Here is a 26,993-nt window from a genome sequence, read left to right as displayed (position 1 = left end):
TTATTTCTCTTGTTCGGTTTTGCTGCGTAATTCTTCGGCTTGGCGAGCTTGCATTTGCTGGCGAAAACGGCCTGCAGCAAAGTGGTAAAATGGTTTTGGGCTAAATTGGCGCGAGATTATGGATGCAATAATGCTGGAAATCAAGAGCCAAATGAGAACGGGTTGTGCGCCCGTCATTTCCATTACAACAACACTGGCAGTAACTGGAGATTGTGTGCCGCCAGCTAAAAACGCCGCCATACATAAAATCACTAAAAAACGTTGATCGACCATACCGCCACTAAAATCCCAAAGCATTGTACCAATGCCCGCTCCTGTTGTCAGTGATGGGGTAAAGATACCACCGGCAATACCATTCCAATAAGTGGTCACCGTTGCCAAAAGTTTAAGAATGCCAATTTCAGGATTTATGGCTTGCCCTTCTAGAGCGTGCGCAACAACCTCATAGCCAGTACCATAAGTTTGTCCGTGAGTGTAACTGCCGAGTGCGGCAAGCACTAAACCCAATAATAAAGCAATATAAATAGGGTGTTGGCGAATCCAACCACGCCATTTTTCAGGTGATAATCCTGCGAGACCTTTTGCTAACAATCGTCCGAATATGCCACCTAGAATGCCACAAGCCACCCCACAAATTGCAAGCCAAAGATAGAGATAAGAAACAGATGTTGCCCCTTGATAACGTGGAAAATAAGGGCTGTTTCCTTGAATCGCGACAAGAATAAAACCAGCAGCTAATACGCCCATCAATACGCGTCGTTCCCAACGTAACATTACGCCACGTCCAAGTTCTTCAATCGCAAATATCACCCCAGACAAAGGTGCATTAAAGGCTGCAGCAAGCCCACCCGCTGCACCTGTGGCAAGTAATTCATTAGTGCTTAATCCTCTAAACGCTAAATTATGTTTTCTACAATAATTACCCCATGCAAGCATGACAGCCGCACCAACTTGTACTGATGGACCTTCACGCCCAACTGATGCACCGATAAGCATAGCCAAAAAGGTAAGAGGAATTTTCCAAATAGTATGGCTGAATTCAACTAATTTGGTTTTATAGCTACTATGAGGAAGATTAATTGATGCAATGACTTGCGGAATACCACTTCCTCCAACATAGGGTGTATATTTTTTCGTAAACCAAGTCAGGCAAGCCATACCTAGGGGTAACACAAACCAAACTGCAATAGGATATTTAGATGACCAGTGAGTGTTTAGTTCTAGACCAAGATCGGATAATTTAGCAAAGCCAAATGAAAAAAGTGAGACAAATGTCGCCCCTATAATTAGGCAGATAAATTCTAAACTTTTGTGGGAAATTCGGTGTGTTTGGCGTAGCTTTTTATGGAAGAAATAGCGTAAGTGAAATTTGAGCGAGCGTAACATAATCATTGTAATTTAATACTAATTAAGTAGAAATTATAAAACTGTCATTTCGCTGGGGCAATTGGTTTGGCATTTTGAATAAAAAGTGCGGTGAATTTTGGAAGTGTTTTTTGTACGCAACCAAAGATCCTTTCACGGATCTTTGGCTCTGTTTAATTATTGACAACAAACCTCAGAACGATTAAAATTCGCCGTCTATTTCTGTATGGAAGTAGATTTTTTGAACAACATTCTATTATTGAATAACATTTAAACTGGAGCTTTTTTAATGGCAACTATCAACCAGCTAGTACGCAAACCGCGTGTGAAAAAGGTTGTAAAAAGCAACGTTCCTGCATTAGAGGCTTGCCCGCAGAAACGTGGTGTATGTACTCGTGTATATACTACAACTCCTAAAAAACCAAACTCAGCGTTACGTAAAGTATGTCGTATCCGCTTAACTAACGGTTTTGAAGTAACTTCTTATATCGGTGGTGAAGGTCACAACCTTCAAGAGCACAGTGTTGTATTAATCCGTGGTGGTCGTGTTAAAGACTTACCGGGTGTGCGTTACCACACAGTACGCGGTGCATTAGACTGCGCAGGCGTTAAAGATCGTAAACAAGGTCGTTCTAAATACGGCGTTAAACGCCCTAAAGCTTAATGGTTCTCCGTTAAGTAAGGCCAAACGTCTAAATTAGCAAAACAATTTAAACCATAAACTCCAGTCAAAAAGCGCTTTGCGCTGCAAATTTTCTCAAAGAGAAATATTGCTGATGGGTTTTGGATATCCTGAAGATTAAAATACGGAGAAATTCGCAATGCCACGTCGTCGTAGTGTTGAAGCACGCAAGATTCTTCCAGATCCGAAATTCGGTTCGGAATTACTTGCAAAATTTATTAATGTAATCATGGTAGACGGTAAAAAATCCGTTGCTGAATCAATCGTTTATGGTGCTTTAGAAACTTTAGCACAACGCACAGGTAAAGAGCCTTTAGACGCGTTCGAAGTTGCACTTGAAAACGTACGTCCAACTGTTGAGGTTAAATCTCGTCGTGTTGGTGGTTCTACTTACCAAGTACCAGTTGAAGTGCGCCCTGTACGTCGTAATGCATTAGGTATGCGTTGGATTGTTGAAGCAGCACGTAAACGTGGTGATAAATCAATGGCTTTACGCCTTGCAAACGAATTATCTGATGCTTCAGATAATAAAGGTGCAGCAGTGAAAAAACGTGAAGATGTTCACCGCATGGCTGAAGCTAACAAAGCATTTGCTCACTACCGTTGGTAATAAGTTTTTGAATTTAAAGGGCTTCATCATTGATGAAGCCTTACCCTTATATAAACTGATATTAAATAAACAAGGTTATAATAATGGCTCGTACAACCCCTATTGAAAGATATCGTAATATCGGTATCAGTGCGCACATTGATGCGGGTAAAACCACTACTACTGAGCGTATCTTATTCTATACTGGTGTTAGCCACAAAATCGGTGAAGTGCACGATGGTGCAGCAACGATGGACTGGATGGAACAAGAACAAGAGCGTGGTATCACCATTACCTCTGCGGCAACAACTGCATTCTGGTCTGGTATGTCACAACAATTCCCACAACATCGTATCAATGTTATCGATACTCCAGGACACGTGGACTTTACTGTTGAAGTAGAACGTTCTATGCGTGTTCTTGATGGTGCGGTAATGGTTTACTGTGCGGTTGGTGGTGTTCAACCACAATCTGAAACCGTATGGCGTCAAGCTAACAAATATGAAGTTCCGCGTATTGCGTTTGTAAACAAAATGGACCGTACTGGTGCTAACTTCTTACGTGTTGTTGAACAATTAAAAACTCGCTTAGGTGCTAATGCGGTTCCACTTCAACTTCCAATTGGTGCAGAAGAAAACTTCACAGGTGTAGTTGACCTGATCAAAATGAAAGCGATCAACTGGAATGAAGCTGATCAAGGTATGACTTTCACTTATGAAGATGTGCCTGCAAATATGCAAGCAGACTGTGAAGAATGGCGTCAAAACCTTGTAGAAGCCGCAGCTGAAGCGTCTGAGGAATTAATGGAGAAATACTTAGGCGGTGAAGACTTAACTGAAGAAGAAATTAAGTCTGCATTACGTCAGCGTGTATTAGCAAGTGAAATTATCTTAGTAACCTGTGGTTCTGCGTTCAAAAACAAAGGTGTTCAAGCTATGCTAGATGCCGTTGTTGAATATTTACCAGCGCCAACAGATATTCCAGCTATTAAAGGTATCAATCCAGATGAAACTGAAGGCGAACGTCATGCAAGTGATGAGGAACCATTCTCTTCATTAGCGTTTAAAATTGCAACTGACCCGTTCGTAGGTAACTTAACCTTCTTCCGTGTATATTCTGGTGTTATTAATTCTGGTGATACAGTATTAAACTCTGTACGTCAAAAACGTGAACGTTTTGGTCGTATCGTACAGATGCATGCTAACAAACGTGAAGAAATTAAAGAAGTTCGCGCAGGTGACATCGCAGCTGCTATCGGCTTAAAAGATGTAACTACTGGTGATACATTATGTGCAATTGAAGCACCAATCATCCTTGAGCGTATGGAATTCCCAGAGCCAGTAATTTCTGTTGCGGTAGAACCAAAAACTAAAGCTGACCAAGAAAAAATGGGCTTAGCATTAGGTCGTTTAGCGCAAGAAGACCCTTCATTCCGTGTTCACACTGATGAAGAATCTGGTGAAACCATCATTTCTGGTATGGGTGAATTACACTTAGATATCATCGTTGACCGTATGAAACGTGAGTTTAAAGTGGAAGCTAACATCGGTAAACCACAAGTATCTTACCGTGAAACTATCCGCACTCGTGTTAACGATGTGGAAGGTAAACACGCAAAACAATCTGGTGGTCGCGGTCAATATGGTCACGTTGTTATCGACTTATATCCATTAGATCCAGAAGGTCCTGGTTATGAATTTGTAAACGAAATCAAAGGTGGTGTAATCCCTGGTGAATACATTCCTGCGGTTGATAAAGGTATCCAAGAGCAACTTAAATCTGGTCCGTTAGCGGGTTACCCAGTAGTAGATCTTGGTGTACGTTTACACTTCGGTTCATACCATGATGTTGACTCATCTGAATTAGCGTTTAAATTAGCCGCTTCTTTAGCATTTAAAGCAGCGTTTGCTAAAGCAAACCCAGTTCTACTTGAGCCAATCATGAAAGTTGAAGTAGAAACTCCACCTGAGTATGTTGGTGATGTAATCGGTGACTTAAGCCGTCGTCGTGCTATGGTTAACGGTCAAGAAGCGAACGAATTCGTTGTTAAAATCGATGCAGAAGTTCCACTTTCTGAGATGTTTGGTTATGCAACAGACTTACGTTCACAAACTCAAGGTCGTGCATCATACTCAATGGAACCGTTAAAATATGCTGAAGCTCCAACAAGTGTTGCTGCTGCAGTAATTGAAGCGCGTAAAAAATAATTTTTTGTAACAATCCGCTCTATAAGTCGAATGGCTTATAGAGCATTTTCTAGGAAACTAAACAAATGTCTAAAGAAAAATTTGAACGTACAAAACCGCACGTAAACGTGGGTACAATCGGCCACGTTGACCACGGTAAAACAACTTTAACAGCAGCAATCACAACCGTATTAGCAAAACACTACGGTGGTGCAGCTCGTGCATTCGACCAAATTGATAACGCGCCAGAAGAAAAAGCGCGTGGTATCACCATCAACACCTCACACGTTGAATACGATACTCCAACTCGCCACTACGCACACGTTGACTGCCCAGGACACGCGGACTATGTTAAAAACATGATTACTGGTGCGGCACAAATGGATGGTGCTATCTTAGTAGTAGCAGCAACTGATGGTCCTATGCCACAAACTCGTGAGCACATCTTATTAGGTCGCCAAGTAGGTGTTCCATACATCATCGTATTCTTAAACAAATGCGACATGGTAGATGACGAAGAGTTATTAGAATTAGTAGAAATGGAAGTTCGTGAACTTCTTTCTCAATATGACTTCCCAGGTGACGATACTCCAATCGTACGTGGTTCTGCATTACAAGCATTAAACGGCGTAGCAGAATGGGAAGAAAAAATTCTTGAGTTAGCAAACCACTTAGATACTTACATCCCAGAGCCAGAGCGTGCGATTGACCAACCGTTCCTTCTTCCAATCGAAGATGTGTTCTCAATCTCAGGTCGTGGTACCGTAGTAACTGGTCGTGTTGAGCGTGGTATCATCCGTACTGGTGATGAAGTTGAAATCGTAGGTATCAAACCAACAGCGAAAACAACTGTAACTGGTGTTGAAATGTTCCGTAAATTACTTGACGAAGGTCGTGCAGGTGAGAACATCGGTGCATTATTACGTGGTACAAAACGTGAAGAAATCGAACGTGGTCAAGTATTAGCGAAACCAGGTTCAATCACTCCACACACTGATTTCGAATCAGAAGTTTACGTATTATCAAAAGATGAAGGTGGTCGTCACACTCCATTCTTCAAAGGTTACCGTCCACAATTCTATTTCCGTACAACTGACGTAACTGGTACAATCGAATTACCAGAAGGCGTGGAAATGGTAATGCCTGGTGATAACATCAAAATGACAGTAAGCTTAATCCACCCAATCGCGATGGACCAAGGTTTACGTTTCGCAATCCGTGAAGGTGGCCGTACAGTAGGTGCTGGCGTTGTTGCGAAAATCATCAAATAATTGATGTATTCTTGAATGTCTTAAGGACATAGAGAAGACAAAAGAAAGTGCGGGGAAAGTTCTTCGCACTTTTTGTTTATTCTATATCTGATAATTCGCTTGAGTATTTACTAGATTATTTGATTTTATAGTGATAGCTGCGGTGAATAATTTTCAGTGATTCCAACAAGTTCTTCTATTGAAATTAGTTTCATCTTGCTGTTTTGAGGTAAAAGTGCGGTGAGATTTCTTGCTAAAATATCTTGTTTCAATATCATGCAATTCCCTTTACATTTGACAAAATAATCAGGGTATTTTACTGCCAATAGCACACCATCTTGCCATAATACTACCGCATCTTTTTCTGTAATATATAAAAAGTAATCATCTAGTTCAGTTTTGGGGTAATCTGACTGGGAAAATGTATAAAGCATAATATTCCTTAGAAAGTGAACAATTTTTCTGTTTGATTAAGCTTTTCTATTAATAAAGAGCGGTCAATTTTTTCACAAGATAGGATGAGTTGCTTATCCTCTAGCTTAAATTTCTGTAAAGACTCCGTGCAGATAAAGCGTTGTTCTACATCATATAAATCTAATAATTTAAAGGTTCTAATGAAGTCTTTCTGTTGAATGAGTTCAGGTTGTTGATGATTAATAAGATTTAGTACACCATCATCTATAAAAAATACGCCAATGTCATCTGGATCACAAAAAGCTGTTGCGGCAAGAATTGCATCTAAGCCTTCTCGTGAAATGGATGTGCCATGTGGAGATGTACGAAATAAAAAGGCTATCTTCATAGGATTATTACTCGATCTGCTTTTAAACTTGCTGCCATAAATTCACCAAGACCTGCAATCGTGAATCCCTCTGCAAGATTATAGTCTTCTGTGGTTGGTGTGGTTAAGTTATCGACGACACCTCGTCGTTGAGATGCTGCAACACATAAATGCAAAGGAACATTGTGGGTTACGGAAAACATTTGCCAATGTTTTTGTAAATTAACTTCATCATTGGCTGGATACACTAATGCATTTCCGTTACTCACTCCATCTTGAAAGAAAAAAATCTGTGAGATTTCGTGTCCTTTTTTGATTAAAGCGTCTGCAAATTGATAAGCTAAAAATGCCCCCTGCTTTCCGTAAATAGGGCTTTTGACGGCGATAACATAGCGCATTATTCTTGCTCTTGTTTGATTTGGCGGATGTACAGGTAAACCGTATGTCGGGAAATATCTAAGCGTTCTGCTACTAAGTTAATTGCATCTTTAATATCAAAAATGCCTTTTTCGTAAAGAGAAAGAACGATTTGTCGGTTTTTCGTATTATTGGCAACAGAGCGATCCGCATTGACTTCTTCTATTGTTTTTTCAATAGTCTGCGCAACCAAGTCTTCCACTGAACTCGCAAAGTTCACTGAAGAGGTTTCATTCGTATGCTCCATTGGCATAAAGCATTGCAAAAATTGAGATATGGGTACATCTAAATTGATATTGATACAAAGCAAACCAATAATACGTTGAGTTTTATTACGAATGGCAATAGTGACTGATTTCATCAGTACGCTACCTTTTGCTCGTGTAAAATAAGGCTTTGAAACACTTTCGCTTTGCATATTTCGTAGCGAACGTAAGGCAAGATCGGTGATTGGCGAACCAACTTGTCGATTAGTGTTATGTCCGTTAGCAATACAAATAGCAGAATGTTCAATATCTTCTAGAGAATGAAGCACGATTTCGCAGTGTTCGCCAATCAGTGCGCTTACACCATCAACGACCGCTTTGTAGGAATTTATGATAGTACGATCTTCATCAGTGAAAGGATATTTTTCGTTTAAAGTCATGGTGTTAGGTTAAAAGTGCGGTAAAAATTCCGCTCGTTTTTATAATAAAAAGCACGCGTTAAAGAACGCGCGCTATTAAACTCATTAATTATTTTGCAGTTTTTGGATTGACGTCTAATACTTCCACATCAAAAATTAATGTTGAATTTGGTGGAATAGATGCGCCAGCACCTTGTTCGCCATAGCCTAATTCAGGAGCAATGACTAATTGAATTTTTCCGCCTTTTTTCACTAATTGAAGACCTTCAGTCCAGCCTTTAATTACCTGATCAAGTTGGAATTCTACAGGTTGACCACGCTCTACGGAGCTATCAAATACTTTTCCATTTGGTAATTTACCCGTGTAATGTACTTTAACTGTATCTGTTGCTTTGATTGCATCGCCTTTACCAGAATTTTCAATTTTGTACATTAAACCAGATTGTGTAGTTTTTACATCTTTACCTTTAGCAAATTCAGCACGGAATTTATCACCTTCTTCTTTTGCTTGTTTAGCAATCGATTCTGCTTTTGCTTTTGATGCAGCCATTAATTTTGCTTCAATAGATTCTAAGGTTTTTTGGATTTTTTCATCTTTACGAACATCCACTTTACCTTCTAAGGCATCTTTTAAACCATCTAAAATACGAGCATTATCATATTTGATGACTTCTTTGTGTGAATCTACAAGATCTTTCATTTGACCGCCCATGAGCGTACCCACGGCATAAGATGCTGCTTTCTCATCGAATGCACTATCTTCTGCAAAAACTTGGCCAGAAATCACCGCACTTACCATTAATGCTACGATAGATAATTTTTGAATTTTTAACATATGAGTTAATCCTTTATAATGAATGGAATAGTACGAGGAATAGATTAAATGGCTTTCTATCTATTCTCAACTTTTTTTTAGAATTTAGAGAAAATTTATGCAAATTCAACAAATGTTAGAAAATCGCATCGAGGAACTTGAAACGAAAATTGCATTTCAGGAACAGTTATTAGATGAATTAAATCACGCTTTAGTTCAACAGCAATTTGATATTGATAAAATGCAAGTCCAATTACGTTATATGGCAAATAAATTAAAAGATTTTCAACCGTCTAACATTGCAAGCCAATCTGAAGAAACACCCCCGCCACATTATTAAATTTTGCAATAAAATCGTACAAATGAAAAGGGCGCTTAATGCGCCCTTTAAATTACATTCCCAAATAATAATCAGCTAAATACTTGCCTTCTTATGCAAAGTATTTTTCCAAATCGTCGCTACCGCCAATGTGTTTACCACCGATAAATACTTGTGGAACAGTAGTACGACCTGAAACTGCACGTACGCTCACGATTGTTGCATCGTGACCTAATACGATTTCTTCGAAACTTAGGCCTTTATCGTGTAAAAGTTGTTTTGCTTTTGCACAGAAAGGACAGCCAGGTTTTGTGAAGATTGAAATAGACTCTTGCACTTGGTGTTGTGGCGCAAGGTATTTCAACATAGTGTCAGCATCTGATACTTTGAACGGATCGCCTGGTTCGTTTGGTTCGATAAACATTTTTTCAACTACGCCGTTTTTTACAAGCATAGAATAACGCCATGAACGTTTACCGAAACCTAAATCTTCTTTATCAACTAACATACCCATGCCTTCGGTAAATTCGCCATTACCATCTGGAATGAAAGTGATGTTTTCAGATTTTTCATCTTCTTTCCATGCGTTCATTACGAAAGTATCATTTACAGATACAACGAGAATATCATCTACACCGTATTTTTTGAATACTGGTGCTAATTCGTTGTAACGTGGTAAGTGTGATGATGAGCAAGTTGGAGTGAATGCGCCCGGTAATGAGAACACGATCACTGTTTTATTATCAAATAATTCAGAGGTAGTTACATCAACCCATTTATCACCCTGACGAGTGCGGAATGTCACTTGAGGGACTTTTTTTCTTTCCATACTAGACATTGTTTTTTCTCCTATTGGTTGTTAATTTAAATTTTACGCGCTGTATTATAGGGAAAATTATGATATAGTCATAATCAATTAATTCTATTCTTTTAATTGAATTTTTCTATAGGGAAAATCTCATGAATATCCGTGATCTAGAATATCTTGTTGCCTTATCTGAATATAAACATTTCCGCCGTGCTGCCGATTCTTGTAATGTGAGCCAACCAACATTAAGTGGTCAAATTCGTAAATTAGAAGATGAGCTCGGTATTATCTTGTTAGAGCGCACTAGCCGTAAAGTGTTGTTTACTCAATCTGGGATGTTATTGGTTGATCAGGCTCGCACAGTTCTTCGAGAAGTAAAATTATTGAAAGAAATGGCGAGTAATCAAGGTAAAGAAATGACAGGGCCATTACACATCGGTTTAATCCCAACAGTTGGTCCTTATTTGCTTCATTATATTGTGCCAACGTTAAAAGCGGCATTCCCTGATTTAGAAGTTTTTCTTTATGAAGCGCAAACGCATCAATTATTAGAACAATTGGAAACAGGGCGTTTAGATTGTGCCATCGTTGCAACTGTTCCTGAAACTGAGGCTTTTATTGAAGTACCTATTTTCAACGAGAAAATGTTACTTGCTGTATCTGAGCATCATCCTTGGGCTCAAGAAAGTAAACTTCCAATGAACCAGTTAAATGGGCAAGAAATGTTAATGCTTGATGATGGTCATTGTTTGCGTAATCAAGCGTTAGATTATTGTTTCACTGCTGGCGCAAAAGAAAATTCCCATTTCCAAGCAACTAGTCTTGAAACTTTGCGCAATATGGTGGCTGCAAATGCAGGTATCACTTTTATGCCTGAATTAGCGGTACTGAATGAAGGCTCGCGCAAAGGTGTGAAATATATTCCTTGTTATTCGCCTGAGCCATCACGCACCATTGCGTTGGTTTATCGTCCTGGTTCACCATTACGTAATCGTTATGAGCGTGTGGCAAGTGCGGTCAGCGATGAAGTTAAATCTATTCTAGGTGGGTTGAAATAATGGCTGGTGTTCGTGCTGTTCAAAAAGAAAAAACTCGTCGCGCTTTAGTGGATGCGGCATTTAATCAACTTAGCGCAGAAAAAAGTTTTTCTAATTTGAGTTTGAGAGAAGTTGCTCGCGAGGCTGGAATTGCGCCTACGTCTTTTTATCGCCATTTTAGTGATATGGATGAACTCGGCTTGGAAATGGTGGATGAAGCTGGTTTGATGTTGCGCCAACTAATGCGTCAAGCGCGTAAACGTATTGATGCTGGCGGTAGCGTTATTTCTGTTTCTGTGGATACATTTTTTGAATTTATCACTAACAGTACGAACGTTTTCCGCTTGCTATTACGCGAAAGCTCTGGAACTTCCCAAGCTTTTCGTACTGCGGCAGCACGTGAAATTAAGCATTTTGTTGATGAGTTAGCAGAATATATTTCCTATAAACATCAATATTCGCAATATGTTGCTTATGTTCAAGCGGAAGGTATCGTAACAATTGTATTCACTGCAGGGGCTAATGCTTTAGATATGAGTAAAGCTGAACGTGAGCAACTTAAAACTCGTGTGATTTTGCAGTTGAGAATGCTTGCAAAAGGTGCTGATTTTGCTGCGAATAAGGAAAGAGGCAAGTAAGATAGTTTATATCTAGCGTATTAGTTTTCTCTTTGTGCTTAGATATTCACTATCTTTTATTTTTCCGAATTATTTCTCATACCAAATTTTATTCACATAAAGTGTGATAAAACCTGAGGGCGTTTCTACCCGCACTTCGTCGTCTAATGTTTTTCCGATTAAAGCTCGAGCAACTGGGGAGTCAATGGATATCCAATTTTTCACAGGGGCAAATTCATCGCAACCGACGATACGATATTGCTTGATTTCACCATCTTCATTTTCCAATTCTACCCATGCCCCGAAGAAAACTTTTCCTTCTTGCTTTGGGTTGTAATCGACAATTTGTAGCACCTCTAATCTTTTAGTTAAAAAACGTACACGACGATCAATTTCACGTAAGCGGCGTTTACCATAAATATATTCGGCATTTTCGCTACGATCGCCTAAAGCAGCTGCATCGGAGACTGCTTGAGTGACTTTTGGGCGTTCTTCTTTCCACAAAAACTTAAGTTCTTGGTCAAGCTCATTCCAGCCTTGACGGGTAATATAATTTGATTTTGCCATAATAAAAATAAAAGAAAGTTTTTCGAATTATATTTGAGCCAACAGCCTAAAACCAGTATTCTATCCTCGTTTTTTCTCGAATCCTTTCATAACAAAGAAGTATGACAATGTTAAATCAACAAATTAGCCAAATTATTGCGGCTGAATTAACCGTTCAGCCTCAACAAATCCTTGCCGCTATTCAATTATTAGATGATGGCAACACCATTCCATTTATCGCCCGTTATCGTAAAGAAGCCACAGGTGGCTTAGATGACACCCAACTTCGTCATTTTGAAACGCGTTTAATTTATTTGCGTGAATTAGAAGATCGTCGTCAAACCATTTTGAAATCTATTGAAGAGCAAGGGAAATTGACCGATGAATTGTGTGACAAAATCCATGCGACACAAAGTAAAACCGAATTAGAAGATTTGTATTTGCCATACAAACCAAAACGTCGCACGAAAGGGCAAATTGCGATTGAGGCAGGTCTTGAACCATTGGCTGATTTACTTTGGAATGAGCCGAAAAATGACCCAGAATCAACCGCACTTTCCTTTGTTGATGCTGAAAAAGGCGTAGCTGATAGCAAAGCTGCGCTAGACGGTGCTCGCTATATTTTAATGGAACGTTTTGCTGAGGATGCGGGTTTATTAGCGAAAGTCCGCGATTATTTAGCAAAAAATGCCGTTATCGTATCGAAAGTGATCGAAGGCAAAGAAACGGAAGGGGCAAAATTCCAAGATTATTTCGACCATCAAGAATTATTGAAAAATGTGCCTTCTCACCGTGCATTGGCGATGTTCCGCGGACGTAATGAGGGCATTTTACAATTAAGCTTAAATGCTGATCCTGATGCGGAAGAGGGAAGTCGCCAAAGTTATTGCGAAGAAATTATTCGTGATTATTTAGATGTACGTTTCACGGGGCAGCCTGCGGATAAATGGCGTGAGCAAGTGATTGCGTGGACGTGGAAAATCAAAGTTTCGTTGCATTTAGAAACGGAATTAATGGCAAGTTTACGTGAAAAAGCGGAAGAAGAAGCCATTGATGTTTTCGCTCGAAATCTGACCGCACTTTTAATGGCGGCACCTGCTGGCGCGAAATGCACCATGGGCTTGGACCCAGGCTTGCGTACAGGTGTTAAAATCGCGGTGGTGGATAACACAGGTAAATTATTAGATACCACCACCATTTATCCACACACAGGCCGTGAAGCCGAAGCGCAAGTGGCGATTTTCAGCTTAATCCGCAAACATAACGTGGAATTAATTGCCATTGGTAACGGTACAGCTTCTCGTGAAACCGAACGTTTTGCGAAAGACGTGATTAAAGAAATTAAAGAAAATAAACCGCAAACCGTTGTGGTGAGCGAAGCGGGCGCATCGGTTTATTCCGCCTCTGAATTTGCGGCAAATGAATTCCCGAATTTAGATGTATCTTTACGTGGTGCGGTCTCTATTGCACGTCGTTTACAAGATCCATTGGCAGAATTAGTGAAAATAGAACCGAAAGCCATTGGTGTAGGGCAATATCAGCACGATGTAAACCAAACCCAACTTGCGCGTAAACTCGATGCGGTGGTGGAAGACTGTGTAAACGCGGTGGGTGTGGATTTGAATACAGCATCCGCACCATTATTAGCTCGCGTGGCGGGGATGACAAAAACTTTAGCGCAAAACATTGTGGAATATCGTGATGAAAATGGCCGTTTTGAAAGTCGCAGCGAATTGAAAAAAGTGTCGCGTTTAGGACCAAAAGCTTTTGAACAATGTGCAGGCTTTATGCGTATTGCAGACGGGAAAAATCCACTTGATGCTTCAGGTGTTCACCCAGAAGCTTACCCTGTGGTGGAAAAAATCTTACAAGCCACTGCGCAATCTATTCAAGATTTAATGGGTAATGCGGGTGTGGTACGTCAGCTTGATGCAAAACAATTTATTGATGAGCAATTTGGTTTACCGACTGTTCAAGATATTTTCAAAGAATTGGAAAAACCAGGGCGCGATCCGCGTGGTGAGTTTAAAACTGCTGTATTCGCAGAAGGCGTGGAAGAAATCACTGATTTAAAACCGGGCATGATTTTAGAAGGTACTGTCACTAATGTAACCAACTTCGGCGCATTTGTGGATATTGGGGTTCACCAAGACGGTTTAGTACACATTTCATCATTAAGCGATAAATTCGTGGAAGATCCACATCAAGTGGTGAAAACTGGCGATATCGTGAAAGTGAAAGTCTTGGAAGTGGATGTGCCGCGTAAACGTATTGCCTTGACGATGCGATTAGATGAAAGTGCGGTCAAAAATGACGGCAAATTTGACCGCACTTTATCTGCAAGACCTCGTGGAAATACGCAGCGAGAGGAGCGTAATTCAAGAGGTAATAATGCGATGGGCAATGCCTTTGCTGATGCGCTAAAAAATTGGAAAAAATAACAAGTTATAGGGCGAGATTATTCGCCCTTTTTTTATATCTTTCCTTTCCCGAAAAGCATCGCCAAAACGGCGATTTTTTGCTATAATTCCGCCTAGTTTTTATTTACAAAAGAATGAGATAAATTATGTCAGAAACGACCAATGATAACTATGGTGCATCGAGCATTAAAGTATTAAAAGGCCTTGATGCGGTGCGTAAACGTCCTGGTATGTATATCGGTGATACCGATGACGGTACTGGTTTGCACCATATGGTATTTGAAGTGGTGGATAATGCCATTGATGAAGCCCTCGCTGGCCATTGTTCCGATATTATCGTGACAATTCATGACGATAATTCAGTATCGGTGCAAGATGATGGGCGTGGTATTCCTGTGGATATTCACCCTGAAGAAGGCGTTTCTGCAGCAGAAGTGATTATGACCGTGCTTCACGCAGGTGGTAAATTTGACGATAACTCTTATAAAGTATCGGGTGGTTTACACGGTGTGGGTGTATCAGTGGTGAATGCGCTTTCTGATAAATTACAGTTAACCATTCGTCGTCAAGGTCACGTTCATGAGCAATTTTATCATTTAGGTGAGCCACAAGCGCCATTAACAGTGATTGGTGACACAGAGGCAACGGGGACAACGGTTCGTTTCTGGCCAAGCTCAGATATTTTTGCTATCACAACCTTTGATTACAAAATCTTAGCAAAACGCTTACGCGAGCTTTCTTTCTTGAATTCTGGCGTATCTATTCGTTTAATTGATAAACGTGATGGCTCTGAAGATCATTTCCATTACGAAGGCGGCATTCAAGCATTCGTAGAATATTTGAACAAAAATAAAAACCCAATTCATCCAAAGCCATTTTATTTTACAGCTGAGAAAGATGGCATCGGCGTAGAAGTCGCATTGCAGTGGAATGATGGTGTAAATGAAAACGTGTATTGCTTTACTAATAATATTCCTCAACGTGATGGCGGTACTCACCTAGCAGGTTTTCGTGGAGCTTTAACCCGTAGCTTAAATAGCTACATGGAAAACGAAGGTATGCTGAAAAAAGAAAAAGTGGCCACTTCAGGTGATGATGCTCGTGAAGGTTTGGTGGCGATTATTTCAGTTAAAGTGCCTGATCCAAAATTTTCATCTCAAACTAAAGATAAACTCGTGTCTTCAGAAGTGAAAAGTGCGGTGGAATCTGCGATGAATGAAAAAATGCAGGAATATTTATTGGAAAATCCTGCAGATGCAAAAATCATTGTAAACCAAATTATTATGGCTGCTCGTGCGCGTGAAGCAGCACGTAAAGCCCGTGAAATGACGCGCCGTAAAGGGGCATTAGATATTGCAGGTTTGCCAGGTAAACTTGCAGACTGCCAAGAAAAAGATCCTGCGCTTTCTGAACTTTACTTAGTGGAGGGGGACTCTGCAGGTGGTTCTGCAAAAGTTGGTCGTGATCGTAAAACTCAAGCAATTTTGCCATTGAAAGGTAAAATCTTAAACGTAGAAAAAGCACGTTTCGACAAAATGTTGTCTTCTCAAGAGGTGGGAACATTGATTACTGCCTTAGGTTGCGGTATTGGTCGTGATGAATATAACCCTGATAAATTACGCTATCATCATATCATTATCATGACCGATGCTGACGTGGATGGTTCTCACATTCGTACGCTGCTTTTAACATTCTTCTATCGTCAAATGCCTGAGCTTATTGAGCGTGGTTATGTTTACATTGCTCAGCCGCCACTTTACAAAGTGAAAAAAGGAAAACAAGAACGCTACATTAAAGATGCGGATGAAATGGAGCAATATGAATTAATGCTTGCGTTAGATGGCGCAGAATTACATATTAGCGCAAATGCACCAGCAATGAATGCCCTTGTATTTGAAAGATTGGTGGCAGAATATAACAGCGTACAAAAACTTATCGGTCGATTAAGTCGCCATTATCCAACGCCTGTGTTGCAAGGATTAATTTATCAGTCGCCAATTTCTGTTGAAATGATGAAAGACGAAAGTGCGGTTGAAAATTGGGGTAAATCTTTTTTTGAACAACTGACTGCAAAAGAAACAGAAGCACATCAATATTCAGTGCGTACACAATTTAACGCGGAACGCCAAGTATATGAAGCGGTGATTACAGTTCGTAAACACGGTATTGATACAGATTATTTCTTGAATTTTGATTTTGTTCACGGCAATGAATACGCGAAAATTGTTTCTCTTAATAAACAACTCAATGGTTTATTAGAAGAAGGCGCTTATGTCACACGTGGTGAAAAAGTACAACCAGTACGTAGTTTTGAACAAGCTGTTGAATGGCTAGTGAAAGAATCTCGTAAAGGCCTTGAAGTACAACGTTATAAAGGACTTGGTGAAATGAACGCAGACCAACTTTGGGAAACCACAATGGATCCAAATTCACGTCGTATGTTGAAGGTTTCCATTAAGGATGCCGTTGCTGCGGATCAACTCTTCACGACCTTAATGGGTGATGAAGTTGAGCCACGCCGTGAGTTCATTGAGTTGAATGCGTTAAGAGCAAATCTGGACGTGTAAATTTCCGTCTATTTTATATTAATAACTGAAAGGGCACTCAACTGCCCTTTCTTTGTTTATCTTATTATTTCATATCAGGATTACTATTGGTTTTTTGAACTTAAGTGAGTAAACTAAATGCACTCATTTTCTCAATGGAGAACCTTTATGAAACCTTATCTTATCGCCCCATCAATTCTTTCTGCCGATCTCGCTCGTCTTGGTGATGATGTACAAAACGTACTTAATGCAGGCGCGGATGTTATTCATTTTGATGTTATGGATAATCATTATGTACCTAATCTCACTTTTGGGCCTGCGGTATGTCAAGCTTTACGTGATTATGGCATTACTGCACCGATAGATGTGCATTTGATGGTAAAACCAGTCGATCGCATTATTCCCGATTTTGCTAAAGCAGGTGCGAACTACATCACTTTCCACCCAGAATCTAGCGAACATATTGACCGCTCTTTGCAGCTTATTCGTGATTGTGGTTGTAAATCTGGATTAGTTTTTAATCCTGCGACGCCGTTGAGTTACTTAGATTACGTTTTGGATAAAGTGGATGTGGTTTTATTAATGTCAGTGAATCCTGGATTTGGCGGACAATCTTTTATTCCAGCAACATTGAAGAAATTACAACAGGCTCGTAAGATCATTGATGAAAGTGGTTATGATATTCGTCTTGAAGTAGATGGCGGTGTGAAGGTTGATAATATTGCGGAAATCGCGGCGGCGGGGGCAGATATGTTCGTGGCAGGTTCTGCAATTTTTGGTAAGCCAGATTATAAACAAGTTATTGACCAAATGCGTACACAGTTAGCGAGTGTGAGCGCATAACCGTCGTTTTAATGAAATGCGATTGCAATAGAACAGAGAAAAACAATGAATACACAATTTAAACTTATTGGCTTTGATTTAGATGGCACTTTGGTAAATAGCCTGCCTGATTTAGCGCTATCCGTAAATTCAGCCTTAGCTGAGTTTGATTTACCGCAAGCGCCAGAAGAATTAGTGTTAACTTGGATCGGTAATGGTGCACCTGTATTAATTTCCCGTGCGTTAGATTGGGCGCAAAAACAAACAGGAAGAGTTTTAACTGAAGAAGAGATTAAACAGGTAACAGAGCGTTTTAATTTTTATTATGGCGAGAATTTATGTAATGTCAGTCGCCTGTATCCAAATGTAAAAGAAACTTTAGAAACCTTGAAAGAAAAAGGTTATGTCTTAGCAGTTGTTACCAATAAACCCACAAGACATGTTCAGCCAGTATTGGCCGCATTTGGAATTGATCATTTATTTAGTGAAATGTTAGGCGGTCAGTCTTTACCTGCTATTAAACCACATCCAGGTCCGCTTTATTATTTATGCGGAAAATTTGGTTTTGAACCACGCCAAGTGCTTTTCGTAGGCGATTCTAAAAATGATATTATCGCAGGTCACGCTGCGGGCTGTGCAGTTGTTGGTTTAACTTACGGTTACAATTACAATATCCCTATCAGTGAATCCAATCCAGATTGGGTGTTTGATGATTTTGCCCAGCTATTAACGATTCTTTAAGTTTCTTATCTAACAATAAAGTGCGGTTAACCTTGAGCTTCCCCAAAAACAGTTCGCACCGATGTGACAGAATTTCGAGTTGGGCAAAATAAACTCTATTTTGTCCCATTAATAGACTTATAAAAAAGCTGAGTCCCGTACAATACGGAACTCAGTATTTGATTAACTGTTCAATTTTGGGATATAGATCCAAAATTCACCACACTTTTATATGTAAGATCTTTATCATTAAAGAATAAAACGACTCAAGTCTTCATTTTCAACCACTTCGCCAAGTGCATCCGCTACATAAGCCGCATCAATATTGACCGTTTGACCATTCATATCGCTTGCGCTGAAAGAAATTTTATCCATTAAACGTTCCATTACCGTATGCAAACGACGCGCACCGATATTTTCCGTTTTTTCATTCACACGGAATGCAGCCTCAGCAATTTTCTTCACTGCATCGGTTGTAAATTCAATATTCACCCCTTCTGTTGCCATCAAAGCTTTATATTGCTCGGTTAAAGAGGCATTTGGCTCCGTTAAAATACGCTCAAAATCAGCCGCACTTAATGCGGTAAGTTCAACGCGAATCGGCAAACGCCCCTGTAACTCAGGAATTAAATCTGAAGGGCGAGCAACTTGGAATGCACCAGACGCAATAAATAAGATGTGATCGGTTTTTACCATTCCATGTTTGGTACTAACGGTCGAGCCTTCCACTAACGGAAGTAAATCACGTTGCACACCTTCACGTGATACATCAGCACCACTGTATTCACCTTTCTTACAAATTTTGTCAATTTCATCGATAAAGACAATACCATTTTGTTCTACCGCATCAATCGCTTTTTGTTTAAGTTCTTCAGAGTTAATTAATTTCGCTGCTTCATCATCAATCAACGCTTTCAACGCATCTTTAATTTTCATTTTGCGTTTTTTCGTTTTATCTGAACCCAAATTTTGGAACAATGATTGTAACTGGTTTGTCATTTCTTCCATGCCTGGAGGAGCCATAATTTCAACACCCATAGACACGCCCGCTGACACATCAATTTCGATTTCTTTATCATCTAATTGACCTTCACGTAATTTTTTACGGAACGCTTGGCGAGTACTGCTGTGACTATCATGGCTTTCAACTTCTCCCCATTGATTTTTTGCTGGAGGAAGTAAAGCATCCAAGATACGCTCTTCAGCCGCATCTTCAGCTCGCGCTCTGTTCTTCGCAATTTCCTGCTGACGAACAAGCTTCATCGCACTATCCGTTAAATCACGAATAATGGAATCCACCTCTTTCCCCACATAACCCACTTCGGTAAATTTCGTTGCTTCTACTTTGATAAATGGCGCGTTAGCTAATTTTGCCAAACGGCGCGCAATTTCAGTTTTACCCACACCAGTCGGGCCAATCATTAAAATATTTTTTGGGGTCACTTCATGACGCAAAGGTTCTTGAAGCTGCATACGACGCCAACGGTTACGCAACGCAATCGCCACAGCACGTTTTGCATCAGCTTGACCAATAATATGTTGATCTAATTCAGAAACTATTTCGCGAGGAGTCATTTCAGACATAGCTTTTTCCTTAATTCGGTAATTCTTCAATAGTGAAATTGGTATTTGTGAACACGCAAATATCACCAGCAATTTTCAAAGATTTTTCAACAATTTCACGAGCAGAAAGTTCGGTATTTTCCACCAATGCACGTGCTGCAGACAACGCATAGTTACCACCAGATCCGATTGCTAAAATTTGATCTTCTTCTGGTTGAACCACGTCGCCAATACCCGTGATGATTAAACTTTCTTTTTCATCTGCCACAATTAGCATAGCTTCTAACTTACGGAGTGCACGATCTGTACGCCAATCTTTTGCTAATTCCACCGCACTTTTTAGCAAGTGCCCTTGGTGCATTTCAAGTTTACGTTCAAATAATTCGAAAAGTGTAAATGCATCTGCAGTACCGCCCGCAAAACCAGCAATCACTTTGCCATTATATAAACGGCGCACTTTTCGTGCATTGCCTTTCATGACGGTATTACCCAAAGAAACTTGTCCATCACCGCCTACGACGACTTGCCCATTGCGACGTACGCTTACAATCGTTGTCATTGTTCTGTCCTTTATAAAGTGAAAAGTTGTTCGTTATATGGCGGTAAATTAACAAAATTCAAGGAAAAATACTCTTTTGCCTATTTATTCGCCAAAAATAATCAAAAAATGTGAGCCAGATCATACTTCAAGATAGCAAACGTTTGCTTTAAATTGATATAAAACATAGAATGTATATGATGCATAGCATTCAATGACCATCTAACTAGGAGTTTTTATGAAAAATATGATTAAGCTATCTGTCGTAGCTTTATTAACCGCAGCAGCAATTCCAGCTATGGCAGGAAAAACTGAGCCTTATACTCAATCAGGTACAAATGCACGTGAAATGTTGCAAGAACAACCAATTCACTGGATCTCAGTAGATCAAATCAAAAAAGAATTAGAAGGCAAAGGCCCAATTAATGTCAGCTTTGATATTGATGACACCGTACTTTTCAGCAGCCCTTGTTTCCATTATGGTCAACAAAAATATTCTCCAGGTAAACAAGACTACTTGAAAAACCAAGATTTCTGGAATGAAGTTAACGCAGGTTGCGACAAATACTCAATTCCAAAACAAATCGGCGTTGATTTGATCAAAATGCACCAAGAACGTGGAGACCAAATTTATTTTATTACAGGTCGTACTACAGGGAACGTGGATGGCGTAACACCTGTATTACAAAAAGCGTTTGATATTAAAAATATGCACCCTGTTGAATTTATGGGCGGACGTGAACGCACAACTAAATACAACAAAACCCCAGGCATTATTGCACATAAAGTTACCATTCACTATGGCGACAGCGATGATGATGTATTAGCAGCTAAAGAAGCGGGTATTCGTGGTATTCGTTTAATGCGTGCAGCAAACTCAACTTATCAACCAATGCCGACTTTAGGTGGCTACGGTGAAGAAGTGTTAATCAATTCAAGCTATTAATTGACCGCACTTTAACAACAAAAAAGGCAAGTTAGGATTCCTAGCTTGCCTTTTGTTTTACTACTTAATTAGTGTTTAGTTTGACCTTCTTCAGATTTTTCTTCTGCATTTTCTGCTTGTTGACGATTCATATATTCAACAAACAATGCATCAAAGTTTACTGGAGATAAATTCAACGCAGGGAACGTGCCGCGATTTACTAAGTTAGACACTAATTCACGCGCATAAGGGAAAAGCATATTCGGGCATTGAGAAGTTAAACAATGCGCCATTTGAACATCTTCTAAACCGCTAATAGTGAATACGCCCGCTTGTTTTACTTCACAAATAAATGCGACATCACCACTATCTTCAAGTGTAGTTTCAACAGAAATGTTTAATACTACTTCATATAAGTCATCACCAACTTGGGTTGTTTCTGTGCTTAAATCAAAACCAAGTTTTGGTTTCCATTCTTGTTGGAAAATATGTGGAAGATTCGGTGCTTCAAAAGATACATCTTTCACATAAATACGTTGAATTTGAAGAACGGGTTGTTGTTCTTCTGTTGCTGCAACATCTTGTTTTTGTTCTGACATTTTCTATTCCTTATTATTTATGTTTTTTAACTAAAGGTAAATTTGCCGCTGCCCATGCAGAAATGCCTTCTTTTAACACAAACACACGGTTAAAACCTTGTTTCGCTAAAAGTGTAGCTGAAGCTGGTGCGGAAACACCGTTAATATCCACCAACACAATTGCTTTCTCTTTGTGTTGTTCAATTTTACCGATGTTTTGATTTTTAATTTCGCTTGGAAGTAAATTAATGCTATCAATGATATGACCACGTTGAAATTCTTCAATACTACGTAAATCCACCACAATAGCTTCATCCGCATTTATTAAACGAATCACCTCATTGTGAGTGATGACTTTAAATTTACTCGTTGCGCCCTTATAGAAGGTATAAATTACCATCACTAAAATCGCAAACCAAGAAACCACTAAAAGAGTATGTTTTTGAGCAAACTCTGTTGCCATTGGGATAAATTCTTGCATTGTTTTCTCTACTGATTAAGTACGTCAAAATAGGGCTCAAGTATAACCGCACTTGGATTATCTTTCAAAAAAATTATGCTTAAATTCCGTACTTGCATAAAGGTTATACAATCAACAAAAAATTATGTGATCGGGATCATAAATTTACTTTTTCATTATTCAGAATGGCTCAATTTAGTTAGATCATTAGAAAGGAATTTTTATTCATTAGGAGAAATCTATGAAATTAACTAAATTAGCCTTATGTACTTTATTTGGTCTAGGTATTTCAATAGCAAATGCAGCAGACTTGCCAAATATTACTATCTTGGCAACGGGTGGTACCATTGCAGGAAGCGGGCAAAGTTCGGTAAATTCTGCGTATAAAGCTGGACAATTAAGTATTGATACTTTAATTGAAGCTGTACCAGAAATGAAAAATATTGCCAACATTAAAGGTGAGCAAATTGTAAAAATAGGTTCACAAGACATGAATGACGAAGTCTGGCTAAAACTTGCAAAAGCCATCAATGCTCAATGTAAAAGTACTGATGGATTTGTCATTACCCATGGTACAGATACCATGGAAGAGACGGCTTATTTCTTAGATTTAACCGCAAAATGTGAAAAACCGATTGTTCTCGTAGGGGCTATGCGTCCTGTAACAGAAAAAAGTGCTGATGGTCCATTAAATCTTTACAATGCAGTTGTTGTCGCAGCAGACAAAAAATCGAGTGGTCGTGGTGTTTTAGTCGCAATGAATAATGAAGTACTAGGTGCTCGCGATGTCACAAAAACCAGTACGACCGCAGTGCAAACTTTCCATTCACCAAATTATGGTTCTCTAGGCTATATTCATAACAGCAAAGTGGACTATGAACGTTCCCCAGAAAGCAAACATACCATCAACACTCCGTTTAACGTAGAAAAATTAGATAGCCTACCAAAAGTGGGAATTATTTATGCCTATTCAAATGCACCAGTTGAACCACTAAATGCATTACTCAACGCTGGCTATCAAGGGATTGTATCTGCTGGCGTTGGCAATGGAAATGTTAATGCTGCACACTTAGATCGCTTAGAAAAAGCTGCGAAAGATGGCGTCGTTGTAGTTCGTTCTTCTCGTGTACCAACTGGCTATACAACTCGTGATGCTGAAGTTGATGATAGTAAATATGGCTTTGTAGCATCAGGTACTTTAAATCCACAGAAAGCCCGCGTGCTCTTGCAATTAGCTTTAACTCAAACTAAAGATCCAAAAGTAATTCAACAATATTTCGAAGACTTCTAAGATCAATTGTAATAAACAAAAGTGCGGTTATAAATAACCGCACTTTTGACCACAATTGATTGATCCATGTTATGGAATCGATACCTATTTGTTGCTATATTAAGCACTGTTTTAACAAATAAAACAAAGATGTTTTTTCATTAACTTAGGGGGCAGTATGTCTGCAATGTTCTTACTACAATTTGCCATCGTATTATTGTGTATCTTTGTGGGTGCACGAGTAGGTGGTATCGGTTTAGGTGTATTTGGTGGTTTAGGTCTTGCTATTCTTTCTTTTGGCTTTGGTCTAAAACCAGCAGGTTTACCTATTGATGTTATGTTTATGATTATGGCTGTAGTAGCAGCGGCAGCGGCAATGCAAGCAGCTGGCGGTTTAGACTATATGATCAAAATCGCAACCAAAATCTTGCGTCGAAATCCTAAACACATTACTTTTATCGCTCCAGCAGTAACTTGGTTATTCACTTTCTTAGCGGGCACTGGCCATGTAGCATATTCTGTATTACCAGTTATCGCTGAAGTGAGCCGTCAAAATGGTATCCGTCCAGAACGTCCAATGTCAATGGCGGTAATCGCATCACAATTTGCTATCGTAGCAAGCCCTATTGCGGCAGCTGTTGTAGCGGTCGTTGCTTACCTTGAACCTCAAGGCATCCATCTTGGCGACGTATTAATGGTAACTATTCCTTCAACCATCTTAGGTATTTTTATTGCTTGTTTATTTGTAAACAAAATGGGTAAAGAATTAAAAGATGATCCGGAATATCAACGTCGCTTAAATGATCCAAAATATGCAGATACTTTTGCTTCTACCACTTCAGTTAAAGAAGTAGAAGTGAGAAAAACCGCTAAAATTTCTGTTTTTTTATTCTTATTTGGTGCATTACTTGTTGTAATCATGGGGGCAGTTCCATCTTTACGTCCAGTATTCGATGGCAAACCAATGGGTATGGCGCACACTATCGAAATCATTATGCTAGCGATTGGTGCATTAATCATCTTAACTTGTAAACCTGATGGCACTGAAATCACTAAAGGTTCTGTATTCCACGCTGGCATGCGTGCAGTAATCGCAATCTTCGGTATTGCATGGTTAGGCGATACATTGATGCAAGCGCACATGACTGAAGTAAAAGAAATGGTGAAAGGCTTAGTTGAAACTGCACCATGGGCATTTGCTTTCGCGCTATTTGTACTTTCAGTATTAGTAAACAGCCAAGGTGCAACAGTAGCCACATTGTTCCCACTTGGTATCGCATTAGGTATCCCAGCACCAGTATTAATCGGTGTATTTGTGGCAGTAAATGGTTACTTCTTTATCCCTAACTATGGCCCAATCATTGCGTCTCTTGACTTCGATACCACAGGTACAACCAAAATCGGTAAATACATTTTAAACCACAGCTTTATGATTCCTGGTTTATTGAGCATGCTTTTCTGCTTATTAATCGGTTTAGGTCTTTCTCACGTTATTCTTTAAAATGTGATTCGATAACAAAGAACGGTGCTGAAATAGCACCGTTTTTTATTTCCCAAATATAAACAAAAAAGAGATAAAAAATTACCGCACTTTAATATCTCAAAGTGCGGTAATTTTTATCAATATTTTTAACTACACATCATAAGTGGTAGAGGCTATATTCCCACCCCGACCAGTCCAGTTAGTATGGAAGAATTCGCCACGTGGTTTATCAGTACGCTCGTAAGTGTGCGCCCCGAAGTAGTCACGTTGTGCTTGCAATAAGTTTGCTGGTAAATGTGCTGAAGTATAACCATCTAAGAAAGTGATTGCAGACGCCATACAAGGCATTGGGATACCTACTTCGATAGATTTTGCCACCACTTTACGCCAGTCACTTAATGCATTTTCTAAAATGCCTTTGAAGTAACTATCTGAACCTAAGAAGATTAAATCTGGGTTCGCTTTGTATGCATCACGAATGTTACCTAAGAAACGGCTACGGATAATACAACCTTCACGCCATAATAACGCTGTTGCGCCGTAATTGATGTTCCAGCCGAATTGTTCAGAGGCTTCACGAATCAGCATAAAGCCTTGTGCGTAAGAAATGATTTTTGACGCCAATAAGGCTTTACGTACCGCTTCAATCCAAACTTTTTTATCGCCTTCAACAGGTTGAATTGTTTTGCCAAATAATTGGTTAGCGGCAACACGTTGATCTTTAAATGAAGAGACGCAACGAGCAAAGACAGATTCAGTGATTAAGGTTAATGGAATACCAAAATCTAATGCGTTGATACCCGTCCATTTACCTGTCCCTTTTTGACCAGCGGTATCTAAGATTTTTTCAACTAATGGCTCACCATCGGCATCTTTATAACCAAGAATGTCGGTAGTGATATCGATTAGATAGCTATCAAGTTCAGTTTTTTTCCATTCTGCGAAGATAGCTTGCATTTCGTCATAGCTTAAGCCTAAACCTTCTTTTAAGAATTGGTAAGCTTCACAGATTAATTGCATATCGCCGTATTCGATACCATTGTGAACCATTTTCACGAAGTGGCCTGCGCCTTCACCACCAACCCAGTCACAGCAAGGTTCGCCTTGTTCTGTTTTAGCAGAGATTGCTTGGAAGATTGGTTTAACATATGGCCATGCTTCGTGGTTACCACCAGGCATGATAGATGGTCCATGACGCGCGCCTTCTTCACCACCTGAAACCCCCGAGCCAATAAAGCGAATACCTTTCTCTGCCAATGCTTTTACACGACGATTTGTATCTGGGTAGTTTGAGTTACCGCCATCGATAATGATGTCACCTTTTTCTAAGTGCGGTAATAATGCCTCAATAAACTGATCAACTACCTCACCTGCACGCACCATTAACATCACTTTACGTGGTTTTTCTAATTTAGCAGCTAAATCTTCTAAAGAATATGCGCCAATAATATTGGTGCCTTTTGCCGAACCTTGTAAAAATTCATCCACTTTAGATGTGGTACGATTATATGCCACCACTTTAAAGCCGTGATCATTCATATTTAAAATGAGGTTTTGCCCCATTACGGCCAAGCCGATAACACCGATGTCGCCTTTTACTGACATTGTTTTCTCCTGTTTGTGAGGTACGGA

27 protein-coding genes are annotated in these 26,993 nt (G+C 39.6%); 14 read left to right on the top strand and 13 right to left on the bottom strand.

The genetic code is table 11. The features are described from left to right. Nucleotides 1–1,386 (bottom strand): chloride channel protein, encoded by a 1,386-nt coding sequence (locus AC6H0A_RS08405; protein WP_100199130.1) that lies wholly within the window; start codon nt 1,384–1,386, stop codon nt 1–3. Nucleotides 1,387–1,654: 268 nt separating this feature from the next. Between AC6H0A_RS08405 and rpsL the strand changes: the two genes are divergently transcribed. The 4 genes from rpsL (at nt 1,655) to tuf (ending at nt 6,093) form a co-directional block, all read left to right on the top strand. Next, nucleotides 1,655–2,029, top strand: a complete 375-nt coding sequence (gene rpsL, locus AC6H0A_RS08400) for a 30S ribosomal protein S12 (protein WP_005543325.1) — start codon at nt 1,655–1,657, stop codon at nt 2,027–2,029. 157 nt (nt 2,030–2,186) lie between these two features. Continuing rightward, a complete protein-coding gene (gene rpsG, locus AC6H0A_RS08395; RefSeq protein ID WP_005643409.1) occupies nt 2,187–2,657 on the top strand; it encodes a 30S ribosomal protein S7 in 471 nt (156 codons plus the stop codon). An 83-nt stretch (nt 2,658–2,740) separates the two neighbouring features. After that, the gene (gene fusA / locus AC6H0A_RS08390) at nt 2,741–4,843 is read left to right on the top strand and encodes an elongation factor G (protein WP_005643407.1); all 2,103 of its coding nucleotides are present in this window, start codon (nt 2,741–2,743) and stop codon (nt 4,841–4,843) included. A 65-nt stretch (nt 4,844–4,908) separates the two neighbouring features. Beyond that, nucleotides 4,909–6,093: an elongation factor Tu gene (tuf, locus tag AC6H0A_RS08385; RefSeq protein ID WP_005635637.1), complete on the top strand. Its 1,185-nt coding sequence runs from the start codon at nt 4,909–4,911 to the stop codon at nt 6,091–6,093. A gap of 125 nt (nt 6,094–6,218) precedes the next feature. Here tuf and AC6H0A_RS08380 read toward each other — a convergent pair whose 3' ends face one another. From AC6H0A_RS08380 to fkpA, 5 genes are all read right to left on the bottom strand, one after another. Then, the gene (locus AC6H0A_RS08380; protein WP_005640323.1) at nt 6,219–6,506 is read right to left on the bottom strand and encodes a DsrH/TusB family sulfur relay protein; all 288 of its coding nucleotides are present in this window, start codon (nt 6,504–6,506) and stop codon (nt 6,219–6,221) included. Between the two features lie 8 nt (nt 6,507–6,514). Next, the gene (gene tusC / locus AC6H0A_RS08375; protein ID WP_005640321.1) at nt 6,515–6,874 is read right to left on the bottom strand and encodes a sulfurtransferase complex subunit TusC; all 360 of its coding nucleotides are present in this window, start codon (nt 6,872–6,874) and stop codon (nt 6,515–6,517) included. Next, nucleotides 6,871–7,251, bottom strand: coding sequence for a sulfurtransferase complex subunit TusD (tusD, locus tag AC6H0A_RS08370; RefSeq protein ID WP_005640319.1), 381 nt, complete (start codon nt 7,249–7,251; stop codon nt 6,871–6,873). Before tusD ends, tusC begins: the two co-directional genes overlap by 4 nt. Continuing rightward, nucleotides 7,251–7,916, bottom strand: a complete 666-nt coding sequence (locus AC6H0A_RS08365) for a helix-turn-helix transcriptional regulator (protein ID WP_005640317.1) — start codon at nt 7,914–7,916, stop codon at nt 7,251–7,253. Before AC6H0A_RS08365 ends, tusD begins: the two co-directional genes overlap by 1 nt. Nucleotides 7,917–8,004: 88 nt before the next feature. Further along, nucleotides 8,005–8,730 (bottom strand): FKBP-type peptidyl-prolyl cis-trans isomerase, encoded by a 726-nt coding sequence (gene fkpA / locus AC6H0A_RS08360; protein ID WP_005640315.1) that lies wholly within the window; start codon nt 8,728–8,730, stop codon nt 8,005–8,007. A 97-nt stretch (nt 8,731–8,827) separates the two neighbouring features. Between fkpA and AC6H0A_RS08355 the strand changes: the two genes are divergently transcribed. Further along, entirely contained in the window at nt 8,828–9,049 is a 222-nt protein-coding gene (locus tag AC6H0A_RS08355; protein ID WP_005630530.1) for a SlyX family protein, read from the top strand. A gap of 91 nt (nt 9,050–9,140) precedes the next feature. Here the strand turns inward: AC6H0A_RS08355 and pgdx are convergent, their stop codons facing one another. After that, complete coding sequence (gene pgdx, locus AC6H0A_RS08350; protein WP_005640312.1) at nt 9,141–9,866, bottom strand: hybrid peroxiredoxin PGdx; 726 nt, start codon at nt 9,864–9,866, stop codon at nt 9,141–9,143. 122 nt (nt 9,867–9,988) lie between these two features. On the opposite strand from pgdx, the gene oxyR reads away from it, so the two are divergent. Further along, the gene (gene oxyR, locus AC6H0A_RS08345) at nt 9,989–10,894 is read left to right on the top strand and encodes a DNA-binding transcriptional regulator OxyR (protein ID WP_179230912.1); all 906 of its coding nucleotides are present in this window, start codon (nt 9,989–9,991) and stop codon (nt 10,892–10,894) included. Further along, nucleotides 10,894–11,511: an HTH-type transcriptional repressor FabR gene (fabR, locus tag AC6H0A_RS08340; RefSeq protein ID WP_005640308.1), complete on the top strand. Its 618-nt coding sequence runs from the start codon at nt 10,894–10,896 to the stop codon at nt 11,509–11,511. The genes oxyR and fabR overlap by 1 nt, the downstream gene beginning before the upstream one ends. Before the next feature lie 69 nt (nt 11,512–11,580). Here the strand turns inward: fabR and greB are convergent, their stop codons facing one another. Further along, nucleotides 11,581–12,057 (bottom strand): transcription elongation factor GreB, encoded by a 477-nt coding sequence (gene greB, locus AC6H0A_RS08335; RefSeq protein ID WP_005640305.1) that lies wholly within the window; start codon nt 12,055–12,057, stop codon nt 11,581–11,583. Nucleotides 12,058–12,164: 107 nt separating this feature from the next. On the opposite strand from greB, the gene AC6H0A_RS08330 reads away from it, so the two are divergent. The 4 genes from AC6H0A_RS08330 (at nt 12,165) to AC6H0A_RS08315 (ending at nt 18,565) form a co-directional block, all read left to right on the top strand. Then, a complete protein-coding gene (locus AC6H0A_RS08330) occupies nt 12,165–14,477 on the top strand; it encodes a Tex family protein (protein ID WP_005640304.1) in 2,313 nt (770 codons plus the stop codon). 125 nt (nt 14,478–14,602) lie between these two features. After that, nucleotides 14,603–17,023, top strand: coding sequence for a DNA topoisomerase (ATP-hydrolyzing) subunit B (gene gyrB / locus AC6H0A_RS08325; protein WP_070047005.1), 2,421 nt, complete (start codon nt 14,603–14,605; stop codon nt 17,021–17,023). A gap of 147 nt (nt 17,024–17,170) precedes the next feature. Further along, entirely contained in the window at nt 17,171–17,845 is a 675-nt protein-coding gene (gene rpe / locus AC6H0A_RS08320; RefSeq protein ID WP_005630536.1) for a ribulose-phosphate 3-epimerase, read from the top strand. Between the two features lie 45 nt (nt 17,846–17,890). Beyond that, nucleotides 17,891–18,565: a phosphoglycolate phosphatase gene (locus AC6H0A_RS08315; protein WP_005640297.1), complete on the top strand. Its 675-nt coding sequence runs from the start codon at nt 17,891–17,893 to the stop codon at nt 18,563–18,565. 228 nt (nt 18,566–18,793) lie between these two features. Here AC6H0A_RS08315 and hslU read toward each other — a convergent pair whose 3' ends face one another. Beyond that, a complete protein-coding gene (gene hslU, locus AC6H0A_RS08310) occupies nt 18,794–20,128 on the bottom strand; it encodes an ATP-dependent protease ATPase subunit HslU (RefSeq protein ID WP_005640295.1) in 1,335 nt (444 codons plus the stop codon). A 10-nt stretch (nt 20,129–20,138) separates the two neighbouring features. Then, complete coding sequence (gene hslV / locus AC6H0A_RS08305) at nt 20,139–20,666, bottom strand: ATP-dependent protease subunit HslV (RefSeq protein ID WP_005629407.1); 528 nt, start codon at nt 20,664–20,666, stop codon at nt 20,139–20,141. Nucleotides 20,667–20,883: 217 nt separating this feature from the next. Between hslV and aphA the strand changes: the two genes are divergently transcribed. After that, nucleotides 20,884–21,591 carry an acid phosphatase AphA gene (gene aphA, locus AC6H0A_RS08300; protein ID WP_005640293.1) on the top strand — a complete coding sequence of 236 codons (708 nt, stop codon included), beginning with the start codon at nt 20,884–20,886 and terminating at the stop codon, nt 21,589–21,591. Nucleotides 21,592–21,659: 68 nt separating this feature from the next. Here aphA and secB read toward each other — a convergent pair whose 3' ends face one another. Continuing rightward, on the bottom strand, nt 21,660–22,169 hold the full coding sequence (secB, locus tag AC6H0A_RS08295; protein WP_005629412.1) for a protein-export chaperone SecB: 510 nt from the start codon (nt 22,167–22,169) through the stop codon (nt 21,660–21,662). 13 nt (nt 22,170–22,182) lie between these two features. Beyond that, nucleotides 22,183–22,629, bottom strand: a complete 447-nt coding sequence (locus AC6H0A_RS08290) for a rhodanese-like domain-containing protein (RefSeq protein WP_005640289.1) — start codon at nt 22,627–22,629, stop codon at nt 22,183–22,185. 220 nt (nt 22,630–22,849) lie between these two features. Here AC6H0A_RS08290 and ansB point away from each other — a divergent pair, with 220 nt between their 5' ends. Both ansB and AC6H0A_RS08280 read left to right on the top strand, forming a co-directional pair. Beyond that, nucleotides 22,850–23,899, top strand: coding sequence for an L-asparaginase 2 (gene ansB, locus AC6H0A_RS08285; RefSeq protein ID WP_497512621.1), 1,050 nt, complete (start codon nt 22,850–22,852; stop codon nt 23,897–23,899). Between the two features lie 157 nt (nt 23,900–24,056). Then, nucleotides 24,057–25,379, top strand: coding sequence for an anaerobic C4-dicarboxylate transporter (locus AC6H0A_RS08280; protein WP_005640285.1), 1,323 nt, complete (start codon nt 24,057–24,059; stop codon nt 25,377–25,379). Between the two features lie 132 nt (nt 25,380–25,511). Here the strand turns inward: AC6H0A_RS08280 and gnd are convergent, their stop codons facing one another. Beyond that, nucleotides 25,512–26,966: a decarboxylating NADP(+)-dependent phosphogluconate dehydrogenase gene (gnd, locus tag AC6H0A_RS08275; protein WP_005640283.1), complete on the bottom strand. Its 1,455-nt coding sequence runs from the start codon at nt 26,964–26,966 to the stop codon at nt 25,512–25,514. Between the last annotated feature and the right edge of the window lie 27 nt (nt 26,967–26,993).

The sequence above is a fragment of the Haemophilus sp. THUN1692 genome (assembly GCF_059704395.1).
This window is presented reverse-complemented; position numbering and strand designations above follow the sequence as displayed.

What these genes read in the sequence shown, in the direction of transcription:
- AC6H0A_RS08405 (WP_100199130.1), bottom strand. Translation starts at nt 1,386, where the DNA reads ATGTTACGCTCGCTCAAATTTCACTTACGCTATTTCTTCCATAAAAAG.
- rpsL (WP_005543325.1), top strand. Translation starts at nt 1,655, where the DNA reads ATGGCAACTATCAACCAGCTAGTACGCAAACCGCGTGTGAAAAAGGTT.
- rpsG (WP_005643409.1), top strand. Translation starts at nt 2,187, where the DNA reads ATGCCACGTCGTCGTAGTGTTGAAGCACGCAAGATTCTTCCAGATCCG.
- fusA (WP_005643407.1), top strand. Translation starts at nt 2,741, where the DNA reads ATGGCTCGTACAACCCCTATTGAAAGATATCGTAATATCGGTATCAGT.
- tuf (WP_005635637.1), top strand. Translation starts at nt 4,909, where the DNA reads ATGTCTAAAGAAAAATTTGAACGTACAAAACCGCACGTAAACGTGGGT.
- AC6H0A_RS08380 (WP_005640323.1), bottom strand. Translation starts at nt 6,506, where the DNA reads ATGCTTTATACATTTTCCCAGTCAGATTACCCCAAAACTGAACTAGAT.
- tusC (WP_005640321.1), bottom strand. Translation starts at nt 6,874, where the DNA reads ATGAAGATAGCCTTTTTATTTCGTACATCTCCACATGGCACATCCATT.
- tusD (WP_005640319.1), bottom strand. Translation starts at nt 7,251, where the DNA reads ATGCGCTATGTTATCGCCGTCAAAAGCCCTATTTACGGAAAGCAGGGG.
- AC6H0A_RS08365 (WP_005640317.1), bottom strand. Translation starts at nt 7,916, where the DNA reads ATGACTTTAAACGAAAAATATCCTTTCACTGATGAAGATCGTACTATC.
- fkpA (WP_005640315.1), bottom strand. Translation starts at nt 8,730, where the DNA reads ATGTTAAAAATTCAAAAATTATCTATCGTAGCATTAATGGTAAGTGCG.
- AC6H0A_RS08355 (WP_005630530.1), top strand. Translation starts at nt 8,828, where the DNA reads ATGCAAATTCAACAAATGTTAGAAAATCGCATCGAGGAACTTGAAACG.
- pgdx (WP_005640312.1), bottom strand. Translation starts at nt 9,866, where the DNA reads ATGTCTAGTATGGAAAGAAAAAAAGTCCCTCAAGTGACATTCCGCACT.
- oxyR (WP_179230912.1), top strand. Translation starts at nt 9,989, where the DNA reads ATGAATATCCGTGATCTAGAATATCTTGTTGCCTTATCTGAATATAAA.
- fabR (WP_005640308.1), top strand. Translation starts at nt 10,894, where the DNA reads ATGGCTGGTGTTCGTGCTGTTCAAAAAGAAAAAACTCGTCGCGCTTTA.
- greB (WP_005640305.1), bottom strand. Translation starts at nt 12,057, where the DNA reads ATGGCAAAATCAAATTATATTACCCGTCAAGGCTGGAATGAGCTTGAC.
- AC6H0A_RS08330 (WP_005640304.1), top strand. Translation starts at nt 12,165, where the DNA reads ATGTTAAATCAACAAATTAGCCAAATTATTGCGGCTGAATTAACCGTT.
- gyrB (WP_070047005.1), top strand. Translation starts at nt 14,603, where the DNA reads ATGTCAGAAACGACCAATGATAACTATGGTGCATCGAGCATTAAAGTA.
- rpe (WP_005630536.1), top strand. Translation starts at nt 17,171, where the DNA reads ATGAAACCTTATCTTATCGCCCCATCAATTCTTTCTGCCGATCTCGCT.
- AC6H0A_RS08315 (WP_005640297.1), top strand. Translation starts at nt 17,891, where the DNA reads ATGAATACACAATTTAAACTTATTGGCTTTGATTTAGATGGCACTTTG.
- hslU (WP_005640295.1), bottom strand. Translation starts at nt 20,128, where the DNA reads ATGTCTGAAATGACTCCTCGCGAAATAGTTTCTGAATTAGATCAACAT.
- hslV (WP_005629407.1), bottom strand. Translation starts at nt 20,666, where the DNA reads ATGACAACGATTGTAAGCGTACGTCGCAATGGGCAAGTCGTCGTAGGC.
- aphA (WP_005640293.1), top strand. Translation starts at nt 20,884, where the DNA reads ATGAAAAATATGATTAAGCTATCTGTCGTAGCTTTATTAACCGCAGCA.
- secB (WP_005629412.1), bottom strand. Translation starts at nt 22,169, where the DNA reads ATGTCAGAACAAAAACAAGATGTTGCAGCAACAGAAGAACAACAACCC.
- AC6H0A_RS08290 (WP_005640289.1), bottom strand. Translation starts at nt 22,629, where the DNA reads ATGCAAGAATTTATCCCAATGGCAACAGAGTTTGCTCAAAAACATACT.
- ansB (WP_497512621.1), top strand. Translation starts at nt 22,850, where the DNA reads ATGAAATTAACTAAATTAGCCTTATGTACTTTATTTGGTCTAGGTATT.
- AC6H0A_RS08280 (WP_005640285.1), top strand. Translation starts at nt 24,057, where the DNA reads ATGTCTGCAATGTTCTTACTACAATTTGCCATCGTATTATTGTGTATC.
- gnd (WP_005640283.1), bottom strand. Translation starts at nt 26,966, where the DNA reads ATGTCAGTAAAAGGCGACATCGGTGTTATCGGCTTGGCCGTAATGGGG.